Source organism: Synechococcus sp. R60.1, assembly GCF_047461835.1.
Taxonomy (GTDB): Bacteria; Cyanobacteriota; Cyanobacteriia; order Thermostichales; family Thermostichaceae; genus Thermostichus.
Map to the genome: position 1 here is coordinate 1 of NZ_JANSIA010000024.1, position 20,363 is coordinate 20,363.

Consider the following 20,363-nt stretch of genomic DNA (forward strand, 5'->3'; position numbering starts at 1 on the left):
TTGGGAAGGGGATGCGGATTTTAACGGTGCGAAGGTGATTGCGCTTTTGGGGGCTGCCGTAAACCAGCCTAGAGGTCAAGCCTACGGCTCGCTTCGCGAACGTGGTTGGCTTGCCAACTGCAGGGCTACCGTTCGCGCCAGCGGGCCGGAGGCCGAAAGCCCGCCCTGTACTGCGAAGCAGTCAGGGTCGGGTAGTTTACACTCTAACACGAGCTACCCAAATGAGATAAGGAGCCGCTGGCGGGAGCTGACAACTCTTTTTTTCCTGCGGTTAAAGAGTAAACCTTGCCATATCATCTTCTCCACCGGATCTCGACCGTCAAACGGGGGGATCCCTGAGCAAGCTAGCTCTGAGATAGGCGCTTCACCTCAGCTCCAGAGAGCAGGCGATGGGCTTCTTGCAGCAAAGCCGGGATCCGGTCGCGGTGGGGGCTGTGGATAAGATAAGGTCGCAGGGCTTCGGCATCCACTTTGTCTGCCCGCTGGCCGGGGAGCCAACTGCCGGCATTGCCCAACAGGTTGTAACGGCTCTTGGCATAGTCCACCAAGTCATAGGCCAAGACCAAATTGCGCAGCAGCAGAATGAACGGGATATTCACTTGTCCGGGGGTTTGGTCGTAGCGAGGCAGGCCCTGGTGCCAAGTTTTGGCGTAGTGTTCCCCCACCTGCTCGATCAAAGCTTGCTCTAGGCGGGCCAGGATCGGCGGCAACAGCTCATCAGCCCGATCCAATAACTCCACCGCCTGCAGGTGCTCATCAAAATCGCTGGGTCGGGCCGCCCCAATGCTGAGGGTGTGAACCTGGGGATGGGACAGACAGAACAGGTCGTTGAAGACCATCGGGCTAAGGGGTTGGCACAACTGCACCAGCTTGGCGGGCGGATCGTAAAGCTTGCCCCCCTTATCCGAGGGACTGATGATGAATACCCCCATATCCTGCTGAGCGGCGGCCTCAATGGCGGGCCAGTTGGTCTGGTTGACAAAATACCAGTGCAGGTTGACGTAATCGAAGCCCCCTGACCGTATGGCTTCCACGATCAACTCCGTCGGCCCATGGGTGGAGAAGCCGACAAAACGCACCCGCCCCTGCCGTACCAGGCGCTGACACACCTCCAGACACCCCCCTGGACGCAGGCTGTGCTCCAAGTCTTCCCAGGTATTCAACCCGTGGATGGCCAGCAGATCCACATAATCGAGGTTCAAGTAGCTCATCGATTGCTCGAACTTGGCCAGGAACTGCTTCGGGTCGGCGCTGGGGCCAATTTTCGTCTGCACAATCAGATCTTGCCGGGGAAAGAGCGGCAAAATGCGGCCCAACTGCATTTCAGAAGTGCCATAGCCGCGGGCAGTTTCGATGTGGTTGATGCCCACCTCCAAGGCCCGGCGAATCGTCGCCTCCAGGTTCTGCTGGCTTGCCGCTGGGATCCCTGACCAAGGAGTATCTTGCCAACTGTGTTGATAGCGCATGCCACCACAGCTCAGCACGGGCATAGACAGCTCGGTACGCCCAAATCTGCGATACTGCATGGTTTTTCCCCTGGACTAAGCCCCATTTTAGAGTGGCCCCACCGCCGAAGCTTAAACCCCAGGCCGACCGCGTTGCGCAGCAGTCTCCATCAGAAATCAGATCAGTCTGGAGATATGAGGCTGCAGGAGAGCGACTAAGCTAGAGTGTTCTCAAGAGTACGGGGCTGACGGGGCTCGAACCCGCAACTTCCGCCGTGACAGGGCGGTGCTCTAACCAATTGAACTACAGCCCCAATCGCTGCGAATATCTATTCTGGATGTGAATGAGGATTGTTGTCAATCATGGTGGTTAGTTTGGCAGCACAGGCCGCAACCCTTGTGGATACTGCTCCCCAAAACGGGATCCCGACGGCGGCAATGCAACAGGTGGCGGATGTGCTCACCCAGGTGGCTCAACACCTGGATCACCTGCAATACACCACCTTGCGCTACCCCGATGGCGGCTGGCTGACGGTGCGGGTGGTCGAGGATCCTGCTGCTGGCGAGGCGGAGTCTTTGTCCTCAGAGGGATCCGAGCCGGCAACTCATCTGTGGATCCCGGCCTTCGGCCACCTGGAAGATGCCCACACCACGCTGGCAGAGCTTAAGGATCGAGCGCCGGAGCTGGAGACCGCTTCTTTTGGGGTCTTGGAGCTGTTGTTCTTGGCGTTGGGCCTTTCTCGGGCCGATGGTATTGTCTTTTACGACCAAGCTGGGGATCGGCAACAGGGCAAAACCGTAGCCTGCCGAGCTTTGATGGAACAGGTCAATCAATCGCTTCGCAGATGGGCCTCTCCACCCCCTTCAATGGCTTGAGCTCTTGAACTTTTCTCTTTTATGGTTTTGTGGTCATTTCGATTCAAACTAGGACAAAGCGTTGAATGCGGAGGGCCAGAAGGCTTTTCTAAGGACTCCGTCCCGCCGGCGCGAGCAGTAGCCCAGACGTCTCATCCTAACCTGAAACAACTATAGAACTATTAAAGATCTATAAAGTTAAAGATCGCAACGCAAAATTCCAGATCCGCCAGATCCGCAATCCGCCCTGCGTCAGCTTAAAATGGCTCCCTGCCGACGGGCAAACTTCCGTAGCTTCTCGTCCATCCGCGCCCCCCGTAGATCCGCTTTGCAAAAGTTGGTAAAGCGCTTGCTCTTTTCTTCTGGGTATCGAGCCAAACGAACCCCACCGCCCATCGACCAGATCACCGAGCTGGCCACCACCAAGGCGATCCCAGCCGCTCCTAACGCATAAACCAAATTGCCCGTGGTCAGGCGGACAAGCAAAAAGGCCAGGATCCCTGAGCCCAGCAGCCCCCCCAAGCCTGTCAGGATCCCTCCCAACGTCTTGGCCGATCCAGACAGTTGGATCAAAACCCGCAGCCAGTAGGGTTGAGGGGTGTTGAAGAGGATGCCGCGCAGATCCGCCCCCTGCAAGTTGGCCCCTGAGAAATCGGCCCCCCGCAGATCGGCCTGGCGCAAATCATAGCCGGCCAAGTTTTGGTTGGCAAAGGACTTGCCCCGTAGATCGGCCCCCGCCATGGAAGGGATCCGCGGTGGGGTAGCCGGCTTGATCCGTCCGCTGCCTGTGATGCTGCTGGCTCGGCCCAGTTGGGTAAAACCGGTGGTGCTCCCCCACTCAGAGGGGATGGATAGCGGGCTGCTGGCTGTCATTCCCCCTGCAGTGAACTGAGGTAGGGGTGTGGGCGAGAAACCGCCTGAGCGGCGCTTGGCCCAGTAGCCGGAGATCACCGATGTGCTGGGATTGGCAGACAGGGGAGAGCTGGGCAACACAATCGGCTGAGAGATCGGGCCGCCTGCCTCTTCCACCGGGATCCCTTGCAACGCCCGCAAGACCTCGGTGGCGGTGGCAAAGCGCTGATTGATGGCCGGCTGCAACATGCGGTGCAGAATGGCGTCGAATTCCGGGCTGAGCTGCAGGCAATCCGACCAATCCCACTGTCCCGTTTCATGGTTATAAAACTTGGCCGGAGATTCCAACGTCATCAAGTTGATGCAGGTAGCCGCCAAAGCATAGAGATCGCTAGAGGGACCGACCGCCTGGCCGGCTACTTGCTCCGGGGGAGAAAAGCCAAGGGAGCGGATTGCTGTCACTTCTGCCGCCTGCTCCTGGGCTGGCCCCAGTTCCTTTACGGCCCCAAAGTCGATCAGCACCAATCGACCATCTTCTTTGCGACGAATGAGGTTGGCAGGTTTAATGTCTCGGTGAACCGTGTTGTGGCTGTGGACATAGCTGAGGATCAGCAGCACCTCCTGCATCACCTGCCGGGTTTGTTCTTCGGAAAAGGGCCCATTGCGACGCATTTCTTGGGAGAGGGTGGTGCCCTGGATAAATTCCTGCACCAAGTAGAACTTGCCGCCTTCCTGGAAGTGGGCGTAGAGCTTGGGGATCTGCGAATGTTCGCCCAGGCGCTCCAACACTTGGGCCTCGCGATTGAAGAGCTCCTCCGCCAGCTTGGCCAGTTGCGGGGATCCCTCGACCGGGCGCAACTGCTTGATCACCCGCCAAGGTTTGGAGGGCATGTCCTCATCCCGCGCCAAAAAGGTAGAGCCAAATCCCCCCTGGCCGATGCGCTTGAAGGCCCGGTAGCGATTGCGCAGCAGGAGGGGATGGCCACAAGAGGCACAGGTAGAGGCATCCGCCGGGTTTTCCGGGTGCAAACAGGCAGGGTTAAGGCAGTAGCAAGTGGGCATACCAGTTTGGGGTTACCGGCTGGCGATCCGGACAACCGAGACGGAGCCAAGAAGTCGGCAGGCAAGTTGTGAGAGATACATACAGGTTAGACCAAGAAGAAACAAATCTTGCACAACTGCCTCAGATAGGCTGATCTTAGCGTCTGCCCGCCCTGAGGTTAATCGGACAAATCGCTTAGGTTTTCGGCGGATGGGGTTTGGTGGAACAGAGGAGAACAACAAGGGCTGGACTGCCCTGCAGAGGGAAAACTTAGAATTGATGAATACAGCCATCTTCGCCTGTCATGTTTCCAGCGCTTTCCGGTGCCGCCATTCGGCAAACTTTTCTGGACTTCTACGCTCAGCGGGGCCACCAGGTGTTGCCCAGCGCCTCCTTGGTGCCGGAAGATCCGACGGTGCTGCTGACCATTGCCGGCATGTTGCCCTTTAAGCCCATTTTCCTGGGGCAACGGGATCCGGAGTACCCACGGGTTACAACGGCCCAGAAATGTGTGCGCACCAACGACATCGAGAATGTGGGCCGAACGGCGCGCCACCACACCTTCTTCGAGATGCTGGGCAACTTCAGCTTTGGCGACTACTTCAAAAAAGAGGCCATCGCCTGGGCCTGGGAGCTGGTGACGGAGGTTTTCGGCCTGCCCCCGGAACGGCTGGTGGTGAGCGTCTTTCGCGAAGATGAGGAGGCTTTTGCCCTCTGGCGAGATGAGATAGGGATCCCGGCCCACCGCATCCAGCGCATGGGAGAGGCGGATAATTTCTGGGCTGCCGGCCCCACCGGCCCCTGTGGCCCTTGTTCTGAGATTTACTACGACTTCAAGCCGGAGCTGGGGGATGAGCGGATCGATTTGGAGGATGACTCCCGCTTTCTGGAGATCTACAACCTGGTGTTCATGGAGCTGAACCGGGATAGCGAAGGTCACCTGATGCCGCTGGCCAAGCAAAACATCGACACCGGCCTGGGGTTGGAGCGGTTGGCCCAAGTGTTGCAGGGGGTGCCCAACAACTACGAGACGGACTTGATCTTTCCCATCATTCAAACGGCGGCTGGGATCGCCGGGCTGAACTACTCCAAGGCCAACCCGGAGCAGCAGATCTCTCTGAAGGTGATCGGGGATCACGCGCGGGCAGTGATGCACTTGATTGCCGATGGGGTGCTCCCTTCCAATGTGGATCGGGGCTATGTGCTGCGGCGGCTGATCCGGCGGATGGTGCGCCACGGGCGATTGCTGGGGATCGGCGAGCCCTTCACCATCCCGGTGATCGAGACCGCGATTCAGTTGGCCGAGGCTGCCTATCCTCAGGTGCGGGAGCGAGAAACCCTGATCAAGACCGAGCTGCAACGGGAGGAAGAGCAGTTTCTCAAAACCCTGGAGCGGGGGGAACGGCTGCTGCTGGATCTGTTTGCTGCTGTCGAATCTTCCCGTCGTGACAGCGGTGCGGAGCACTCCACCGGCTCCCAAAAGCAGATCTCCGGCGCCGACGCCTTCAAGCTCTTCGATACCTACGGTTTTCCGCTGGAGCTGACCCAAGAAATCGCCCAAGAACACGGCTTCAGTGTGGATCTGGAGGGCTTTGAACAAGAAATGGAGAAACAGCGGCAGCGGGCCCGCGCCGCCCACCAAACCATCGACCTCACAGCCCAGGGATCCCTGGACGAGCTGGCGGATTTCCTCAGCCAAACGGAGTTTTTGGGGTACAGCCAATCTTCTGCCCGCGGTGTGGTCGAGGCCCTGTTGGTCGAGGGGAAATCGGTGCCCCAAGTGGAGGCAGGGCAAGCGGTGCAGATCGTTTTGGATCGCACGCCCTTCTACGCCGAGTCCGGCGGGCAAATTGGTGACCGGGGCTACCTCTCCGGGGATGGCCTGCTGGTGCGGATTGAAGATGTGCAAAAGCAAGGGGATCTGTTCGTTCACTTTGGCCGTGTGGAACGCGGGATCCTGCGGGTGGGGGATCCCGTCCAAGCCCAAATCGACCTGGCCTGTCGGCGGCGCGCCCAAGCCCACCACACCGCCACCCACCTGCTGCAGGCGGCCCTGAAAAGAATTGTCGATCCCTCGATTGGTCAGGCGGGATCCCTGGTGGCCTTTGACCGGCTGCGCTTTGATTTCACCCTATCCCGGCCAGTCACCCCTGAGGAGCTGGAACAGATCGAGAACTTGGTGAACACCTGGATTGCCGAGGCCCATGCTGCTCAAGTGGCGATCATGCCCTTGGCCGAGGCCAAAGCCAGAGGTGCTGTGGCCATGTTCGGGGAAAAATACGGCGCCGAGGTGCGGGTGATCGACTTTCCGGGGGTGTCGATGGAGCTGTGCGGTGGCACCCATGTCAACAACACCGCCGAGATCGGCCTGTTCAAGATCATCGCCGAGACCGGGGTGGCTGCTGGGATCCGCCGCATCGAGGCCGTGGCCGGGCCGGCTGTGCTGGAATACCTGAACGAACGGGACAGGGTGGTGCGGGAGCTGAGCGCTCAATTTAAAGCCAAGCCCCAGGAACTGCCGGAGCGGGTTGCCGCCCTACAGGCGGAGCTGAAAGCTGCCCAGAAGGAACTGGAAGAGGTGCGCAGCCAGTTGGCCTTGCTACAGGCCGAAAGTCTGCTGGCCCAGGCGGTTGCCGTCGGAGATCTCAAGGTGTTGGTGGCCGAGCTGGGATCCACCACCCCTGAGGCCCTCAAAACCGCTGCCGAGCATCTGCTCTCCAAGCTGGGGGAAGGGGCAGTGGTGCTGGGATCGGTGCCGGAAGCCGGCAAGGTCAGCCTGGTGGCTGCCTTTAGCCCTGCGGTGCAGCAACTTGGCCTGAAGGCGGGATCCTTCATCGGCGAGATCGCCAAACTGACTGGGGGCGGTGGTGGCGGACGGCCCAACTTGGCCCAAGCTGGGGGCAAACAGCCGGAGAAATTGGCAGAGGCTTTGCAGGTGGCCCGGGAGCGGTTGCAAGCAGAGCTAATCTCCCGTTAGCGGAGCGAAGCCCCTTTGAGCAGCAACAGGCCGTCCATCAGCCACTACAGTCGTTCAGTTTAGAGTGCTGTTCAGTTTAGGGTGAGACGCCTGGGCTGTTGAAGGAAGCCTTCTGGCCCCGTATTGGGTTATGGGTTTAGGTTTAAATCGAAATGACTATAGATCTTCGGCCAGTGGGGTTTCCGACATGTCTTCCAGGCTCAGTTGCACCTGCCGCTGCAGCGCCTGAATCGCTTGGTATTCCTGCTGGATGCTGGCCTGGTACTGGGCGGCCAGGGCAGTGTTGCCTTCGGAAAAGGCTTGATCCCACAGTTGGGTCCAGTAGCGGTAGCGCTTCTGGCGAATTTCCAGCTCCATGTTGGCAATGGCGGCCCGCACCACCATCCGTGGACGCATCAGGGCTACGCGGGTATTTTCGTCCAACCAGAGCAGATGGCTGAGGCGCTCGTTGAGCTGCTCATCTTGGGCACAGAGGGTGCGCAAAGCCGTCAGCAAAGTCTCTCCCCGGTCTTCCAGCTCCGGCTGTGCCGAGATCAGTTCCAAGATCCGCTGCCACAGCTCCCGGTGGGGGCGAAAACTAAATTGCAGCTCTCGCTCCAGCAAAGTTTGCCGAATTTCGTGGCGATACTCGCCAAAATGCAGAAAGATCTGCAAAAGATGGGACTCAGATTGCAAGAGTTTGGATCCCTTATTGAGGGAAGGTTGCTGGGGTTTGGCCCAGCGGTACTGCCGCACGGCTCGGCGCAGGTCTTCTTCCAAATCTCGACTGAGGCGACCGTTGCCGCGGCTGAGCAATTCTGCCACTTTGTGCAAATACAAAGAGCGCCATTGTCCACCCAAACCGGCCAGCAGTTGCACAAGGGCTTGACGGGCCTGTTGAAAATCGGCGGCCCGGCTCAGATCCCGACCGGCCAGCACCTGTTCAATTCGCCAATCCAGCCACAGGGGAGCTTGCTCGATCAGGGTTTGCAGTTCAGCAACCGCTCGCGTCGGCGGGGCCGAGCTCTTGTACTCCCGCAAAAACTCGTCGGCATCTTTGCCCTCAGGAAGGGTGAGAATGCGCAGCTCAATTTCTCCGCGCCGCGCTTGTTCTTCAACGGCTTCAATGGCTCGGTTGGCGGCGTTCAAACCGGCCCGATCCGCATCAAAATTGAGAATCAGTCGCTTCGATTGGGTGTAGCGCAGCAGGATCTTCACCTGGTGGGGCGTCAAAGCGGTGCCCATAGCGGCTACGGCATAGGCAACCCCCGCCTGATGCAGGGCGATGACATCGAAGTAGCCTTCCACCACCAGGACTTGATCGGCCTTGGCAATGGCATCGCGGGCAAAGTTGAGGCCATAGACCACCTGGCTTTTGTTGAAGAGCTCTGTTTCTGGAGAGTTGAGGTACTTGGGCTGTCCTGACTCCCCCAAGGCTCTGCCGGCAAACCCGATCACCCGCCCCTGCACATCGAAAATGGGCAGCATGATCCGGTTGCGAAAGCGGTCGTAGTGGCCGGATCCCTGCTGGCGGGGAACCAGCAATCCAGCCTCTTCTAAAAGTTTGACCGGTTGGCGCTTGTGGTTGACCAAGTATTCGTAGAGAGATTGCCAGCCGGGGGGAGCAAAGCCGATTTGAAATTTTTGCAAAGTTTCTTCGCTCAGGTGGCGGCTGTGCAGGTACTGGCGGGCGGCGGATCCTAGCTGGGAGCGGAGGGCATGCTGATAAAAATCGGCGGCCATGGCCAAAATCTCCAGCAGCTTTTCCCGGTGGGAGAGTTCCCGCTCATCAAGGGATCCCAAGGGCTGCGCCTCGGGATTGCGGGTGGGCAGAGGTATGTGGTATCGCCGCGCCAAGTGGCGCACGGCCTCGGCAAAGGGAAGATGCTCGGTCTGCATGACAAAGCGCAGCACATCTCCCCCTGCCCCGCAGGAGAAGCACTTGTAGATCTGCTTGCTGGGGCTGACCTGAAAACTGGGTTTGTGGTCGTTGTGGAAAGGGCAAAGCCCAACGAAGTTCTTCCCCTGCTTGCGCAGCACCACTTTTTCGGCCACCACTTCCACGAGGTCGGCCTTTTGGCGCACCAACTGAATGAAATCGGGGGGCAGACCGCTCATGGCTGCAGGGGATCCTGACCTTATAGTAGCCGGGGGAAACTCGACAGGCTGTCTTTTGACCTGGCCCAACGGGCTTGGGATAATGGGCGGGCCTTAAAGGCTAGTTTTCGGTCAGTCCCTGAGATGAAAATGCGAATGATCAACCTTTTTATCGGGCTTTTGGTGGCAGTATTTGCCCTCTTTTTAGGCCCGCAAATGGCTTCTGCTGAGCCTGATTTGGCCTTGGGAGCCAAGGTCTTTCAGGCCAAATGCGTGGGTTGTCACTTGAACGGGCGCAACACTTTGGTGGCAGCGAAAAACCTTTCTCTGGCGGCTCTTCATGAGTACCACGTAGATACCCCTGAGCTGATCCAGGCCCAAGTGAGAAACGGCAAAGGGGCCATGCCGGCTTTTGCCAAGATTCTCAAGCCGGAGGAGATCGAGGCGGTGGCGGCCTACGTTTTGGATCGCGCTGAGCACAACTGGAGTAGAGGCTAGTGTCCAAAGAGAGGACTCAAGATCCAGCCTTGCTGCAGGAAAGCCCGGCGGAGCGGCTGCCTCACGAGCAGGGATGTGAAGGGAAGGGATCCCGCCGCAAAATCCTGTCGGTTGGCGTGGGAGCCCATGGCTTGGTGGCGGTGGGCATTTCTGCCCATGGGGTAGTGGCCATCGGCGTGGTGACCCACGGCATCCTCTCCATTGGCCTAGTGGCTATGGGGGCGCTCTCCTTCGGGCTGGTGTCGATGGGCTTGGCCAGTGCCGGCCTGGTGTCGATGGGCCTCTCCAGTTGGGGACAGCACAGCATGAGCATAACGGAATCCCACGGATCCCATCACCACCCCTAGGTTTTGACCAACAAACACTGCATTTTTCTCTTTCTCTACAGGCTTGTAAGGAGCATCTGCGAATGTTCAGTCTGCAAAGTTACTTGACCCTGGCCAAGAAATCTCTGCTGGCCCTGGGAATGAGTTTTTTACCCCTTTCCTCTGCCTGGGCCCATGTCACCGTCCATCCCAAAGAGGCCCCGGCGGGCAGCTTTGCCAAGCTCACCTTTCGGGTGCCCCATGGCTGCGATGGATCCCCGACCGTGCGCCTGCGGGTGCAGATTCCGGAGGGATTCGTCTCTGTGAAGCCGATGGTGCATCCCCTGTGGAAAATCGAGACGGTCAAAAAGCCGCTGGAGACCCCCTATGAGTCGCATGGGAAGATGATTACCGAAACGGTTGCCGAGGTGATCTGGAGCGGCGGCTCGCTGCCAGACGGGCTCATGGACGAGTTCAGCATTGGTGTGAAGCTGCCGGATCGCCCTGGTGAGACTATAGCTATCCCGGCAATCCAGGAGTGCGAGCAGGGCATGTACCGCTGGATTCAGGTGGCTCAGCCTGGCGAGGATCCCAACAGTTTGCCGGAGCCGGCTCCGCTGCTGAAGCTGACAGGTGGAGACAGTGGACATGGGCACGGCCACGGGCATGGACATGGGCATGGTCACGGTACCCGCTAAGCGGTCTGCTTAGGAGCATGTTTCATCCCAAAAGGGGTTTTGCTGGGATTTGGGCTGGGATCCTCTGCCTCTTGCTGTGGGTGGCCGGGATCCAGCCCGTTTTTGCCCATGCCAGCTTGCTCTCCACCTTCCCGGAGGATGGGGCAGTGTTGCAGGAAGCTCCGGCCCAGGTGCGGCTTGTTTTCAATGAGCCGGTGCAGATCACACAGCTCCAGGTTTTAGACAGCAACGGACGAGCTCTGCCCTTGGAAAATCGGGTGACCAGGGGTGAGGCACCGCAGGGGGATCTGCCCCAGGAGATCCCAGAGGGGGTTTACATTGTCAGCTGGCGGGCCATTTCTGCCGATTCCCATCCGGTGAGTGGATCGTTTGCCTTCCAGGTGGGGGCAGCCGATCCTGGGCAATTGCAGGCGGCGAGGACAGCTCACGCCCAAGGAAGGGATCCCTTGTACTGGCCGCTGGTGGGGGTACGCTGGGGGATCTACTTGGGCAGCCTCTTTGTGGTGGGGGTGCTGGGCTGGTGGCGACTGTTGCGGGGGCAGCGGAGCAGTTTCGCCGATTCTGATCGCGTCAGCGGGGCGGAGCCCTTATCTTGGGCTTTTGCGACAGCTTGGATCACCCTCAGTTTGACCGCGGTGGCCTTCGGTTTGCATTTGGCCCAGCTTTACCCCCACTTCAATGGGCGAGAGCTGCTGCGTGTGATGCTTTCTCCCTACGGTTGGGGTACAGGGCTGCGGCTGGTGGGGCTAGGGATCCTGATCTGGGCCTGTGAGGGAGGTGCCGTCTGGGCCAGCGGTATGGGGTCGGTGTTGGTGCTCGGCTCCTTTTTGCCCATTGGCCATGCTCTCACCAGTGAGCATCCGATGGGGACAATGGCGCTGCTGGGGCTGCATCTGGCCGGTTCAGCTTTCTGGTTGGGAGGGTTGTGGGGGCTGGAGCGCCTGCTGGGCAAGGAATCTGCTCCCTACCCATCTGTAGGCATCATCCAACGGTTTTCTGACGTGGCCACCTGGGCAGTGCCCGGACTGATCCTGGCAGGGGTGGGAATGGGTGGGATCCACCGCGGCTGGGACTGGGATCATCCGTATGGGCAGTATCTCTGGGCCAAGCTGCTGCTGGTGCTGATGATGGTGGGGCTGGGCGCCCACAACAAGTTTCGGCTGGTGCCGGCATTGCAACAGGGTGGGCAGACGGTGGGCCGGTCGCTGCGCCGGATCGTCCGCCTGGAGTTGGTGGGGCTGATTCTGGTGCTGGCCTTGACCAGCTTCCTGGTGGCCCAGGCTCCCCCCAGTCATGGGAGGCAGGGCATGGGATCCCCCCTGGAATCAGGTTGGCAGACCAGTTGTGAAGAGCGCTTGAACTGGCCGGAAGGCAGCCTGCACCTGAGGATTCTGCCCTGTCGTCCTGGGGAAAATCAAATTCGGGCTGAGGTGAAGGGAGTCCCGGCCCAGGAATTGACCCTTGGGTTTTCCCTGCCAGAACAGGGGATCCCCCCTCTACGCCGCACTGTAGCGCCGGATGGGCCTGGCCAATTTGTGGTGGAAAATGTGCCTCTGGCCCTGGCGGGGGAATGGCAGATCGAGGTGAGACTGCTGATCAGCGATTTTGAAGAGCGGCGAGGTCAGATCGCGGTTTCTCTCTGACTGAATTGTTACAGACATTGAAGATCGCGAAAAGAAAAAGCAGAAAAAGACCCTGGATAGGAGCTGTGGGTTGCTCCGCCCAAGGGCGTCGGCCTGTGGCAGAATCGAGCCAGCTCGTAGTGGCAAAAGGCTGCTCCGCTCAGGCGACCGGCTTGGCTATGGAAGACAAGATCAGAGCGGGAAGTGTGCTCAGGGGACGCTATCGCATTCTCCATCCCCTCGGGGAAGGGGGATTTGGCATAACCTACAAGGCGGTGGATCAAGACACCTTCGATAGCCCCTGCGTCGTCAAGCGCCTTCGCCCCCTCTCCACGGATCCTTATACACTGGCCACGGCTCGCAAGCTCTTTGAACGGGAAGCCAAGGTTCTCAACCGGCTCAACCACTTCGACCAGGTGCCCCGCCTTTTGGCCCACTTCGAGCAGGATCAGGATTTTTACTTGGTGCAAGAGTTTGTTGCCGGGCATGATCTCAGCCAGGAGCTGATCCCGGGCAAGCCGCTGAGCGAGGCCGAGGTTTTGAAACTGTTGTGGGATATTTTGGAGATCCTGCGCCATGTACACGCCCACCAGATCGTCCATCGGGATATCAAGCCGGCCAACCTGATGCGCCGCGATGCCGATGGCAAGTTGGTGTTGATCGACTTTGGGGCAGTCAAGGAAGTGGGGCGGTTGGTCAGCCATGCCCCCGGCCAAACTCAGTTGGCGACGGTGATTGGCTCGGTTGGCTACATGGCGCCCGAACAGCTCAACGGCAAGCCCCAGCCCTGCAGCGACCTGTACTCCGTAGGGGTGCTGGCCATCCAAGCCCTCACCGGTCGTCCTCCCCATAAGATCCGGGATGATCCCCGCACCGGCCAACTGCTCTGGCGGGATTTGGTTCAGGTCAGCGAGGAGCTGGCCGAGATTTTGGATCGCCTGATCTGCCCCCACTGGCAAGAGCGCTTCCAGTCCGCTGCTGAAGTGTTGGAGGCGCTGCGGCCCCTGTTGCCTTTTCCCCAAGAGGCGACGCTCGGCGATGTTTCGGTGGATCAGGTTTTGGTGACGCGCCTGTTGGCCCGCGGACAGGAGAAAGCCCGCCAAGGGGATTTCCAGGGGGCGATTGCCGACTGTACGTTGGCCATTCAATTGGATCCCCAAAATAGCCGCGCCTACAGCCAGCGGGGCAGCGCCCGCTACAAAAGTGGGGACTTGGCAGGGGCCATCGCAGATTACACCCAAGTCATTCAACTGGCAGGGGACGCCCGCGCCTATTTCAACCGCGGCATTGCCCGCTACCGGCTGGAGGACTACGAGGGAGCTGTTGCCGACTACACCCAGGCTCTCAGCCTCAACCCACAATGGGCGGTGGCCTACTACAACCGTGGCAATGCTTACCGGCAACTCAATCAGCAGCAGCAGGCCATCGAAGACTATTCGCGGGCCATTGAGCTCAACCCGGAAGATGTGCGGGCCTATTTCAACCGCGGCGTGGTGCGCGGCCATCTGGGAGATGCGCAGGGGGCAGCAGCCGATTTTTCCGAGGTGATCAAGCGGGACCCTCAGGACGGGGAAGCCTACTTCAACCGGGGAGTGGCGCGGGTCCAGTTGTCAGATCTACAGGGGGCTATTGAGGACTACACCCAAGCGCTGCAGTTGGATCCTCGCCACGGCAAAGCCTATTACCACCGGGGCCTGGCCCGGCAAGCGTTGGGGGATCCCCAGGGGGCTGTTGAAGACTTTTCTCAGGCCCTATCCCTACGGTCTGCTGAGGCCACTGAGCTACCTGAGGCAGAGGCGGCAGCCCAGGCGGATCTCTACTTGCAGCGGGCCATGGCCTACCTGAGCAGCAACGCCCTGGAGTCGGCGCTGGCGGATTGTGAACAGGCTCTCCGCCTGGATCCTAAGCTGTCGCGGGCCTATCTCTGCCGGGGCTTGGCCCGTCAGGGGCTGGGGGATCCCGGCGGCGCTCTGGCAGACTTCAACCGCGCCCTGGAGCTGGATCCCCAGATGGCCAAAGCCTACCTCAACCGAGGCATTGCCCACCTGGACTTGGGCAACATCGAAGCGGCTTTGTCGGACTTGAGCCAGGCCATCGCTCTGGATCCCCAAGATGCCAGTGCCTACAGCAGCCGCGGGCGAATTCATTGGCTGTTGGGGGATCCCCTAGCGGCTCTGCGGGATTATACAGCTGCCCTGGAGCGGGATCCGCAGAACCCTCAGCTCTACTTCAACCGCGGCCAACTCCATGCTGAGCGGGAAGATTGGCCGGCAGCCTGTGAGGACTTCTCGCAGGTGTTGCAGTGGGGGATCCCACGCGGGCCGGAGCTGCTGGTTAATGCCCATCTGCGCCGCGGTATGGCACGGCAACGGCTGGGGGATTGGCAGGGGGCGTTGGCCGATTTCGACCAAGCTCTGCAAGGGGATCCTCAGTCGGGCTTGGCTTATTTCCATCGCGGCCAAGTGCGGGCTGCTCTGGGAGATGGGCTGGGGGCCATCCAGGATTACCACCAGGCTTTGGCGCTGGGGGTGGCAGTGGCCGAGGCGGATATCCGCCGAGATCTGGCGCGGGCCCAAATCCAGACGGGAGATCTGCAGTCGGCCTTGGAGCAGTTGAACGAGGCGGTGCGCTTGCAGCCGGAACGGCGGGATCTGCGCCAAGAGCGAGCTGAGTTGTGCCGACAGCTGGGCCGGTGGCCAGAGGCCATTGCCGACTACGACGAGGTGTTGCGGCAGGATCCTCAGGACTGGACGGCTTGGCTGGGACGGGGCATGGCCCATGGACAGGTGGGCAACTGGGATTCCGCCATTCAGGATCTCAGCCGGGTTTTGCAGCAGGATCCTGACCACAGGGAAGCGCTGTGGCACCGCGCACAGGCCCTGCAGCAGTTGGGTCAGACCGAAGCGGCCTTGCAAGATCTAAACCGTCTGCTGCAGCGGGATCCCCAACACAGGATGGCCCGCTTGGCCCGCGGCTCTCTGTTGTTGGCGTTGGCGGTGCGCGGCACCGTTCCTGCAGCGGGCGTAGCCTTGGAGCAGGCCGAATCCGACTTCGACCAAGTCATCCAAGAACAAGCCCAAGACGGGGAACAGTCCCGGCAGCTCTATCTGGAGGCCCACCTGAAGCGGGCCCAAGTCCGCCGCCTGCGCCACAACCTGGAGGGGGCAATAGCCGATTGGGATCGGGTCTTGGAGCTGGCCAGCCCAGGGGATCCAGAAGTGCTGGTCACCGAAGCCCTGTTGTATCGGGGCTTGTGTCGCCAAGAGAGGGGGGATCTGGCTGGGGCGTTGGCCGATTTCACGGCGCTGATCCAGCAGCAACCGCAGGCTTCTCAGGCTTTTGCTTTGCGGGCAAGGGTGCATCTGGCTTTGGGGGATCAAGAGGCGGCATTGGCGGATCTCAACCAAGCTCTGAGCCTCGACCAGAACTGGGGGGTGGCCGATGCTGCCCTGGCCTACCGTCAACGGGGGGATCTACACCGGCAGGCCAATTGCCCTGAGCTGGCCATTGCCGACTACACGCAGGCCCTGGCCTTGAACCCCCAGGAGCACTCTGCTTTGCTCCACCGAGCTCTCCTGTGGGATGGCGAGGGACAGACGGACAAAGCGATAGAAGACTACACCCGACTGCTGCAACTGGAGCTGGATCCCCAGGAGCGGGTCTGGGTTTTGAACAACCGCGGCTGGGCCTACGCCCAACAGGGGGATTTTTCGGCGGCCATCCGCGACTACGACCAAGCCATAACACTCTGCACTGCTGACGCGAGCGATAGGGATCCCTGCCACCTCAAGGCCCACCTCAACCGCGCCCTGGCCCGGACTGCCCTTGGGGATTGGCAGAGAGCCTGCCAGGATTTCCAGGCTGCCCTCCAGATGCAAGGGTACGAAGGTCGGCTTTTGGAAGACGTTATCGCTAGTTATTTCAAAATAGGTTGAGACACTTCCCAAAGGCTCCGCGCCGTTGCCGCAGCCACCTCCAACCTCTCTTAGAAATCGATGGGATTTGAATGGACAGTTAGAGGGATCGGCTCAAGCCTCCTCCGCCACTTCTCCCGTCTCGGGCCGTAGCAGCGGAAAGGCAATGACATCGCGAATGCTGGGAGCGTCGCACAGCAGCATTACCAAGCGGTCGATCCCCACGCCCAGGCCGCCGGTGGGGGGCAGGCCATATTCCAAGGCCGTGAGGAAGTCTTCATCCAGAAAGTGGGCCTCCTCATCTCCGGCTGCCTTCAGGGCTGCCTGGGCCTCCAGCCGCTGCCGCTGATCCACCGGATCGGTGAGCTCGGAGTAGGCGTTGGCCGTCTCCCGCCCAACGATGAACAGCTCGAAGCGCTCGGCCAACCCCGGTTTGCTGCGGTGGGGCTTGGTGAGGGGACACACCTCCAGGGGGTAGTCCAGAACAAAGGTGGGCTGGCGCAGGCGGCTCTCGCAGCAGTGCTCAAAGGCTTTGACCAGCAACTGGCCGGGGGAGTCCTGGGGTGAGAGATTGGGGATCCCTTGGGCGGCCAAGGCCGGCAAGAGCTCTTCAGGGCATCCCTTTTCCACATCGATGAAAATGCCAGTGGCCTCCTCCACCAGCTCCTGCATCGTCACCCGTCGCCAGGGAGGGGTGAGGTCGATGGCTTCCCCTTGGTAGGTGAGCTGCAGGGATCCCCGCACCGCCAGGGCGGCGTTGCAGACCAGGGTTTCCGTCAGCTCCATCATGGTGTGGTAGTCGGCGAAGGCTTGATAGGCCTCTAGAGAGGTGAACTCCGGGTTGTGGCGGGTGGAGATGCCTTCGTTGCGAAAGACCCGCCCAATTTCATAGACTCGCTCGATCCCGCCCACTACCAGCCGCTTCAGGTGCAGCTCGGTGGCAATGCGCAGGTAGAGATCCAGATCCAGAGCGTTGTGGTGGGTAACAAAAGGCCGCGCCTCCGCCCCGCCGGGGATCACCTGCAACACTGGCGTCTCAATTTCCACAAAACCTCGCTCTTCCAGAGTCTGCCGCAGGGAGCGGATGATCTGGGCGCGGTCGAGCAAGGTCTGCTTGACCTCAGGGTTGACGATGAGATCGACGTAGCGCTGGCGGTAGCGTTTCTCCACATCCCGCAGGCCGTGCCACTTGTCCGGCAGGGGCAGCAGGGCCTTGGTCAGCACTTGGTATTCATCCACCCGCACCGACAATTCCCCTTTTTCGGTACGCTTGAGGCAGCCCTTGGCCCCCAGCCAATCGCCAACGTCGAGGAGCTTGTCCAGGTTCTTGAAGGCCAGCTCCCCCATCTGCTCCGTCAGCCGTTTCTTGTCTAGATAAAGCTGGATGGTGCCGGAGCGATCCTGAAGGGTAAAGAAAGCCAGCTTGCCCATGACCCGCCGCGCCCGGATCCGCCCGGCCACCGCCACCTGCACATCCTCCCGCTCGCCGCCGGGCTCTAGGTCGGCAAATTGCTCCTGCAGCTCGGCAGCCAGATGGGTAACAGGAAAAGAATAGGCATAGGGCGGGATCCCTTGTTCCCGCAGGTGTTGGGCTTTTTCCAATCGGGCGGCCCGCTGGGCGGCTTCGCTGCTGCTGGGGAGGGTAGACATGGCGGTGGATAGGCAATGGACAATGGAAGCCCCGTTAGGGACGGGATTTTTCAGGCTGCCGGCGGTGCGATCGCGTTAGCGGGACGGAGTCCTTTCGCGTTAGCGGGACGGAGTCCTTTGTCCTCCAGCCATGTGGACGCGAAGGGGACAAATTCACCCCCCCGCCGCTGAAAAAGGGCCAGAGGGGATCCCTGCAGTTCCCTTAGTTGCCGCAAGGGAGAGGCTACGCCCGCTGTGCGATCGTAGACCGCGTAGTAGCTGACGCCGGCGCGGGCATAGTCTTTGCGTTTGCGGCCCAGCTCTTCCCCTTTGCGCTTGGAGACAATCTCAATGACCACATCCGGCGGCTTACCCATCTCCCAGACCAGGTAGGTGCGATCTTCCTTGCGCTCAAAGCTGGCGGGGGGAGCCACCTCCAGGCTGAGCATCACATCGGGCACCAGGGGAGGCAGTTTGAGGGCATAGAACAGACCGACATTGGCCGTGGCCAAAAAGGGGATCGGTTCCCCGGTGTCTTTGGCCTTGGGCTGGAATGAGGTGTAGAGGGCACCGGTGAGCAGGCGCTGCAGCTTCTCCGAGTGAATGCTGTCCACAGGCTCATCGTCCTCGATGACCAGGTCACTAATATCCGGTGGCTCTGGCAGAGGAAATGCCGCCTCCGGCATCGAGGGCTGGACTGGGCTGGAGAGTGCAGAAACCATGCTCACCGGGATCCGTTGCTGGTGTTGCTAACTACGGACTAGGGCTCAGCTAAGGCTGCTGAGCTGTTTGCCCAGCAGGCGTAGCCTTTTTCGAGGGTAACAAAAGTTTTCGGGAACATGATGGACATGCCACCGAAGCAGCGGATGCCGATCGCGTTAGCGGGACGGAGTCCAATCGCGTTAGCGGGACGGAGTCCTTGCTTGGCCTTTGGAGATAGGCGCAGCAGAGCCCAGCAGCCGGCGACGGGTGGAAGGCAAGGGGATGTTCACTCTGCGCTCTGGGAACCGGGCACAGCCACCAGCAGGGCTTCCAACACCCGCTGCACCCGACTCAGGCGCAGGCCGTGATCCGACAACACAGGGCTGTTGGGGATGATGGCGTGGCGAAACCCCAGTTTGCTGGCTTCTTTCAAGCGCTGCTCCAACTGGGCCACCGGGCGCACCTGCCCCCCCAGTCCCACCTCGCCAATCAGGACTGTAAAAGGATCCACTTGGCGATCCCGGAAGCTGGCGGCCACGGCCACTGCTACCCCCAAGTCGGCAGCTGGCTCGGCTACCTGAATGCCGCCGGCAGAGGCGATGTAAGCATCGTATTTGGAAAGCGGGATCCCCACCCGTTTTTCCAGCACAGCCAAGATCTGCAAAAAGCGGTTGATTTCAATGCCGGTGGAGGTGCGGCGGGGGGAGCTGTAGCTGGTGGGGCTGACTAGGGCCTGCACTTCCACCACCAAGGGGCGGGTGCCCTCGCAGGCAACGATGGTGGCTGTTCCGGGCATGGCCTGATCCCGGCTACTCAAAAAAAGCTGCGAGGGGTTCTCCACCTCCACCAAGCCAGAGGCGGTCATCTCAAAAACACCCATTTCCTGGGCTGCCCCAAAGCGGTTTTTGACGGCGCGCAATAGGCGGTGGCTTTGGAAGCGATCCCCCTCAAAGTACAAGACCGTGTCCACCAAATGCTCCAGCACCTTCGGCCCGGCCAGGGATCCGTCTTTGGTAACATGGCCTACAATCAGCAGAGCCACCCCCAGTTTTTTGGCCAGCCGCATTAACAGGCCGGTGCATTCCCGCACCTGGGAAACGGATCCCGGCGCCGAGGTGAGTTGCCCCCAGAAGATGGCTTGGATGCTGTCGATCACTGCCACCCGCGGTTGCAGAGCTTGAATCTCCGCCACAATGGCCTCCAGATCGGTTTCTGCCAACAGGTAGAGCTGCTCGCTTTCTACCCCTAGCCGTTCGGCGCGCAGCTTGATCTGTTGAGCCGATTCCTCCCCCGACACGTATAAGATGGGCCCGCTCTTGGCCAGGTGGGCAGCGCTCTGCAGCAGCAGGGTGCTCTTGCCAATGCCCGGATCCCCGCCAATCAACACCAGGGATCCCGGCACAATGCCACCTCCCAACACCCGGTCAAACTCGCCATAGCCGGAGGAGAGGCGAGGGTGGCGATCTGAGGAGACCTGGGAGAGGGGGAGGGCCGACTGGGGGATCCCATTGGCGCGGTTGGACCTAGGAGCGAGGGCTTGGGCCCGTGGGGACTTGGCCGCTGGGGCGACGACCACTTCCGTCAGGGTGTTCCAGGCGCCGCAATGGTCGCAGCGGCCCAAAAACTTGGCATAGCGCTCGCCGCACTGGCTGCACTCCCAGACGGTTTTGGCCTTGGCCATGAATGGGGATCCCGCTCTTTGAGGAGTGAGAAGGGAGAAGTGAGAAGGAAGGAGTGAGAAGTGAGGA

General features: G+C 60.4%; 13 protein-coding genes and 1 tRNA gene. 7 read left to right on the top strand and 7 right to left on the bottom strand.

What is annotated here, in order from left to right:
- Positions 1 to 344: 344 nt before the first annotated feature.
- Entirely contained in the window at positions 345 to 1,526 is a 1,182-nt protein-coding gene (locus NW834_RS05160) for an aldo/keto reductase (protein WP_414418539.1), read from the bottom strand.
- Positions 1,527 to 1,685: 159 nt separating this feature from the next.
- Positions 1,686 to 1,759 (bottom strand) — tRNA-Asp (locus tag NW834_RS05165).
- 49 nt (positions 1,760 to 1,808) lie between these two features.
- Here NW834_RS05165 and NW834_RS05170 point away from each other — a divergent pair.
- The gene (locus NW834_RS05170) at positions 1,809 to 2,321 is read left to right on the top strand and encodes a hypothetical protein (protein WP_414418540.1); all 513 of its coding nucleotides are present in this window, start codon (positions 1,809 to 1,811) and stop codon (positions 2,319 to 2,321) included.
- Positions 2,322 to 2,552: 231 nt separating this feature from the next.
- Here the strand turns inward: NW834_RS05170 and NW834_RS05175 are convergent, their stop codons facing one another.
- On the bottom strand, positions 2,553 to 4,214 hold the full coding sequence (locus NW834_RS05175; RefSeq protein WP_414418541.1) for a protein kinase domain-containing protein: 1,662 nt from the start codon (positions 4,212 to 4,214) through the stop codon (positions 2,553 to 2,555).
- A gap of 284 nt (positions 4,215 to 4,498) precedes the next feature.
- Here NW834_RS05175 and alaS point away from each other — a divergent pair, with 284 nt between their 5' ends.
- Positions 4,499 to 7,171 carry an alanine--tRNA ligase gene (gene alaS, locus NW834_RS05180; RefSeq protein ID WP_414418542.1) on the top strand — a complete coding sequence of 891 codons (2,673 nt, stop codon included), beginning with the start codon at positions 4,499 to 4,501 and terminating at the stop codon, positions 7,169 to 7,171.
- A 156-nt stretch (positions 7,172 to 7,327) separates the two neighbouring features.
- Here alaS and dnaG read toward each other — a convergent pair whose 3' ends face one another.
- Positions 7,328 to 9,268 (bottom strand): DNA primase, encoded by a 1,941-nt coding sequence (gene dnaG, locus NW834_RS05185; protein WP_414418543.1) that lies wholly within the window; start codon positions 9,266 to 9,268, stop codon positions 7,328 to 7,330.
- Positions 9,269 to 9,403: 135 nt separating this feature from the next.
- Between dnaG and NW834_RS05190 the strand changes: the two genes are divergently transcribed.
- The 5 genes from NW834_RS05190 to NW834_RS05210 all read left to right on the top strand — a co-directional run bounded on the left by NW834_RS05190 (position 9,404) and on the right by NW834_RS05210 (position 16,305).
- Positions 9,404 to 9,745 (top strand): c-type cytochrome, encoded by a 342-nt coding sequence (locus tag NW834_RS05190; protein ID WP_011433133.1) that lies wholly within the window; start codon positions 9,404 to 9,406, stop codon positions 9,743 to 9,745.
- Complete coding sequence (locus NW834_RS05195; protein WP_414418544.1) at positions 9,745 to 10,092, top strand: hypothetical protein; 348 nt, start codon at positions 9,745 to 9,747, stop codon at positions 10,090 to 10,092. The genes NW834_RS05190 and NW834_RS05195 overlap by 1 nt, the downstream gene beginning before the upstream one ends.
- A 62-nt stretch (positions 10,093 to 10,154) precedes the next feature.
- The gene (locus NW834_RS05200) at positions 10,155 to 10,748 is read left to right on the top strand and encodes a YcnI family protein (RefSeq protein WP_414418545.1); all 594 of its coding nucleotides are present in this window, start codon (positions 10,155 to 10,157) and stop codon (positions 10,746 to 10,748) included.
- 17 nt (positions 10,749 to 10,765) lie between these two features.
- Complete coding sequence (locus NW834_RS05205) at positions 10,766 to 12,391, top strand: copper resistance CopC/CopD family protein (RefSeq protein WP_414426237.1); 1,626 nt, start codon at positions 10,766 to 10,768, stop codon at positions 12,389 to 12,391.
- A gap of 95 nt (positions 12,392 to 12,486) precedes the next feature.
- Complete coding sequence (locus NW834_RS05210; RefSeq protein WP_414426238.1) at positions 12,487 to 16,305, top strand: tetratricopeptide repeat protein; 3,819 nt, start codon at positions 12,487 to 12,489, stop codon at positions 16,303 to 16,305.
- A gap of 93 nt (positions 16,306 to 16,398) precedes the next feature.
- On the opposite strand, the gene lysS is transcribed toward NW834_RS05210, so the two are convergent.
- From lysS to radA, 3 genes are all read right to left on the bottom strand, one after another.
- Entirely contained in the window at positions 16,399 to 17,934 is a 1,536-nt protein-coding gene (lysS, locus tag NW834_RS05215) for a lysine--tRNA ligase (protein ID WP_414426239.1), read from the bottom strand.
- 50 nt (positions 17,935 to 17,984) lie between these two features.
- Positions 17,985 to 18,635: a Uma2 family endonuclease gene (locus NW834_RS05220; protein ID WP_414426240.1), complete on the bottom strand. Its 651-nt coding sequence runs from the start codon at positions 18,633 to 18,635 to the stop codon at positions 17,985 to 17,987.
- 266 nt (positions 18,636 to 18,901) lie between these two features.
- On the bottom strand, positions 18,902 to 20,296 hold the full coding sequence (gene radA / locus NW834_RS05225; RefSeq protein WP_414426241.1) for a DNA repair protein RadA: 1,395 nt from the start codon (positions 20,294 to 20,296) through the stop codon (positions 18,902 to 18,904).
- Between the last annotated feature and the right edge of the window lie 67 nt (positions 20,297 to 20,363).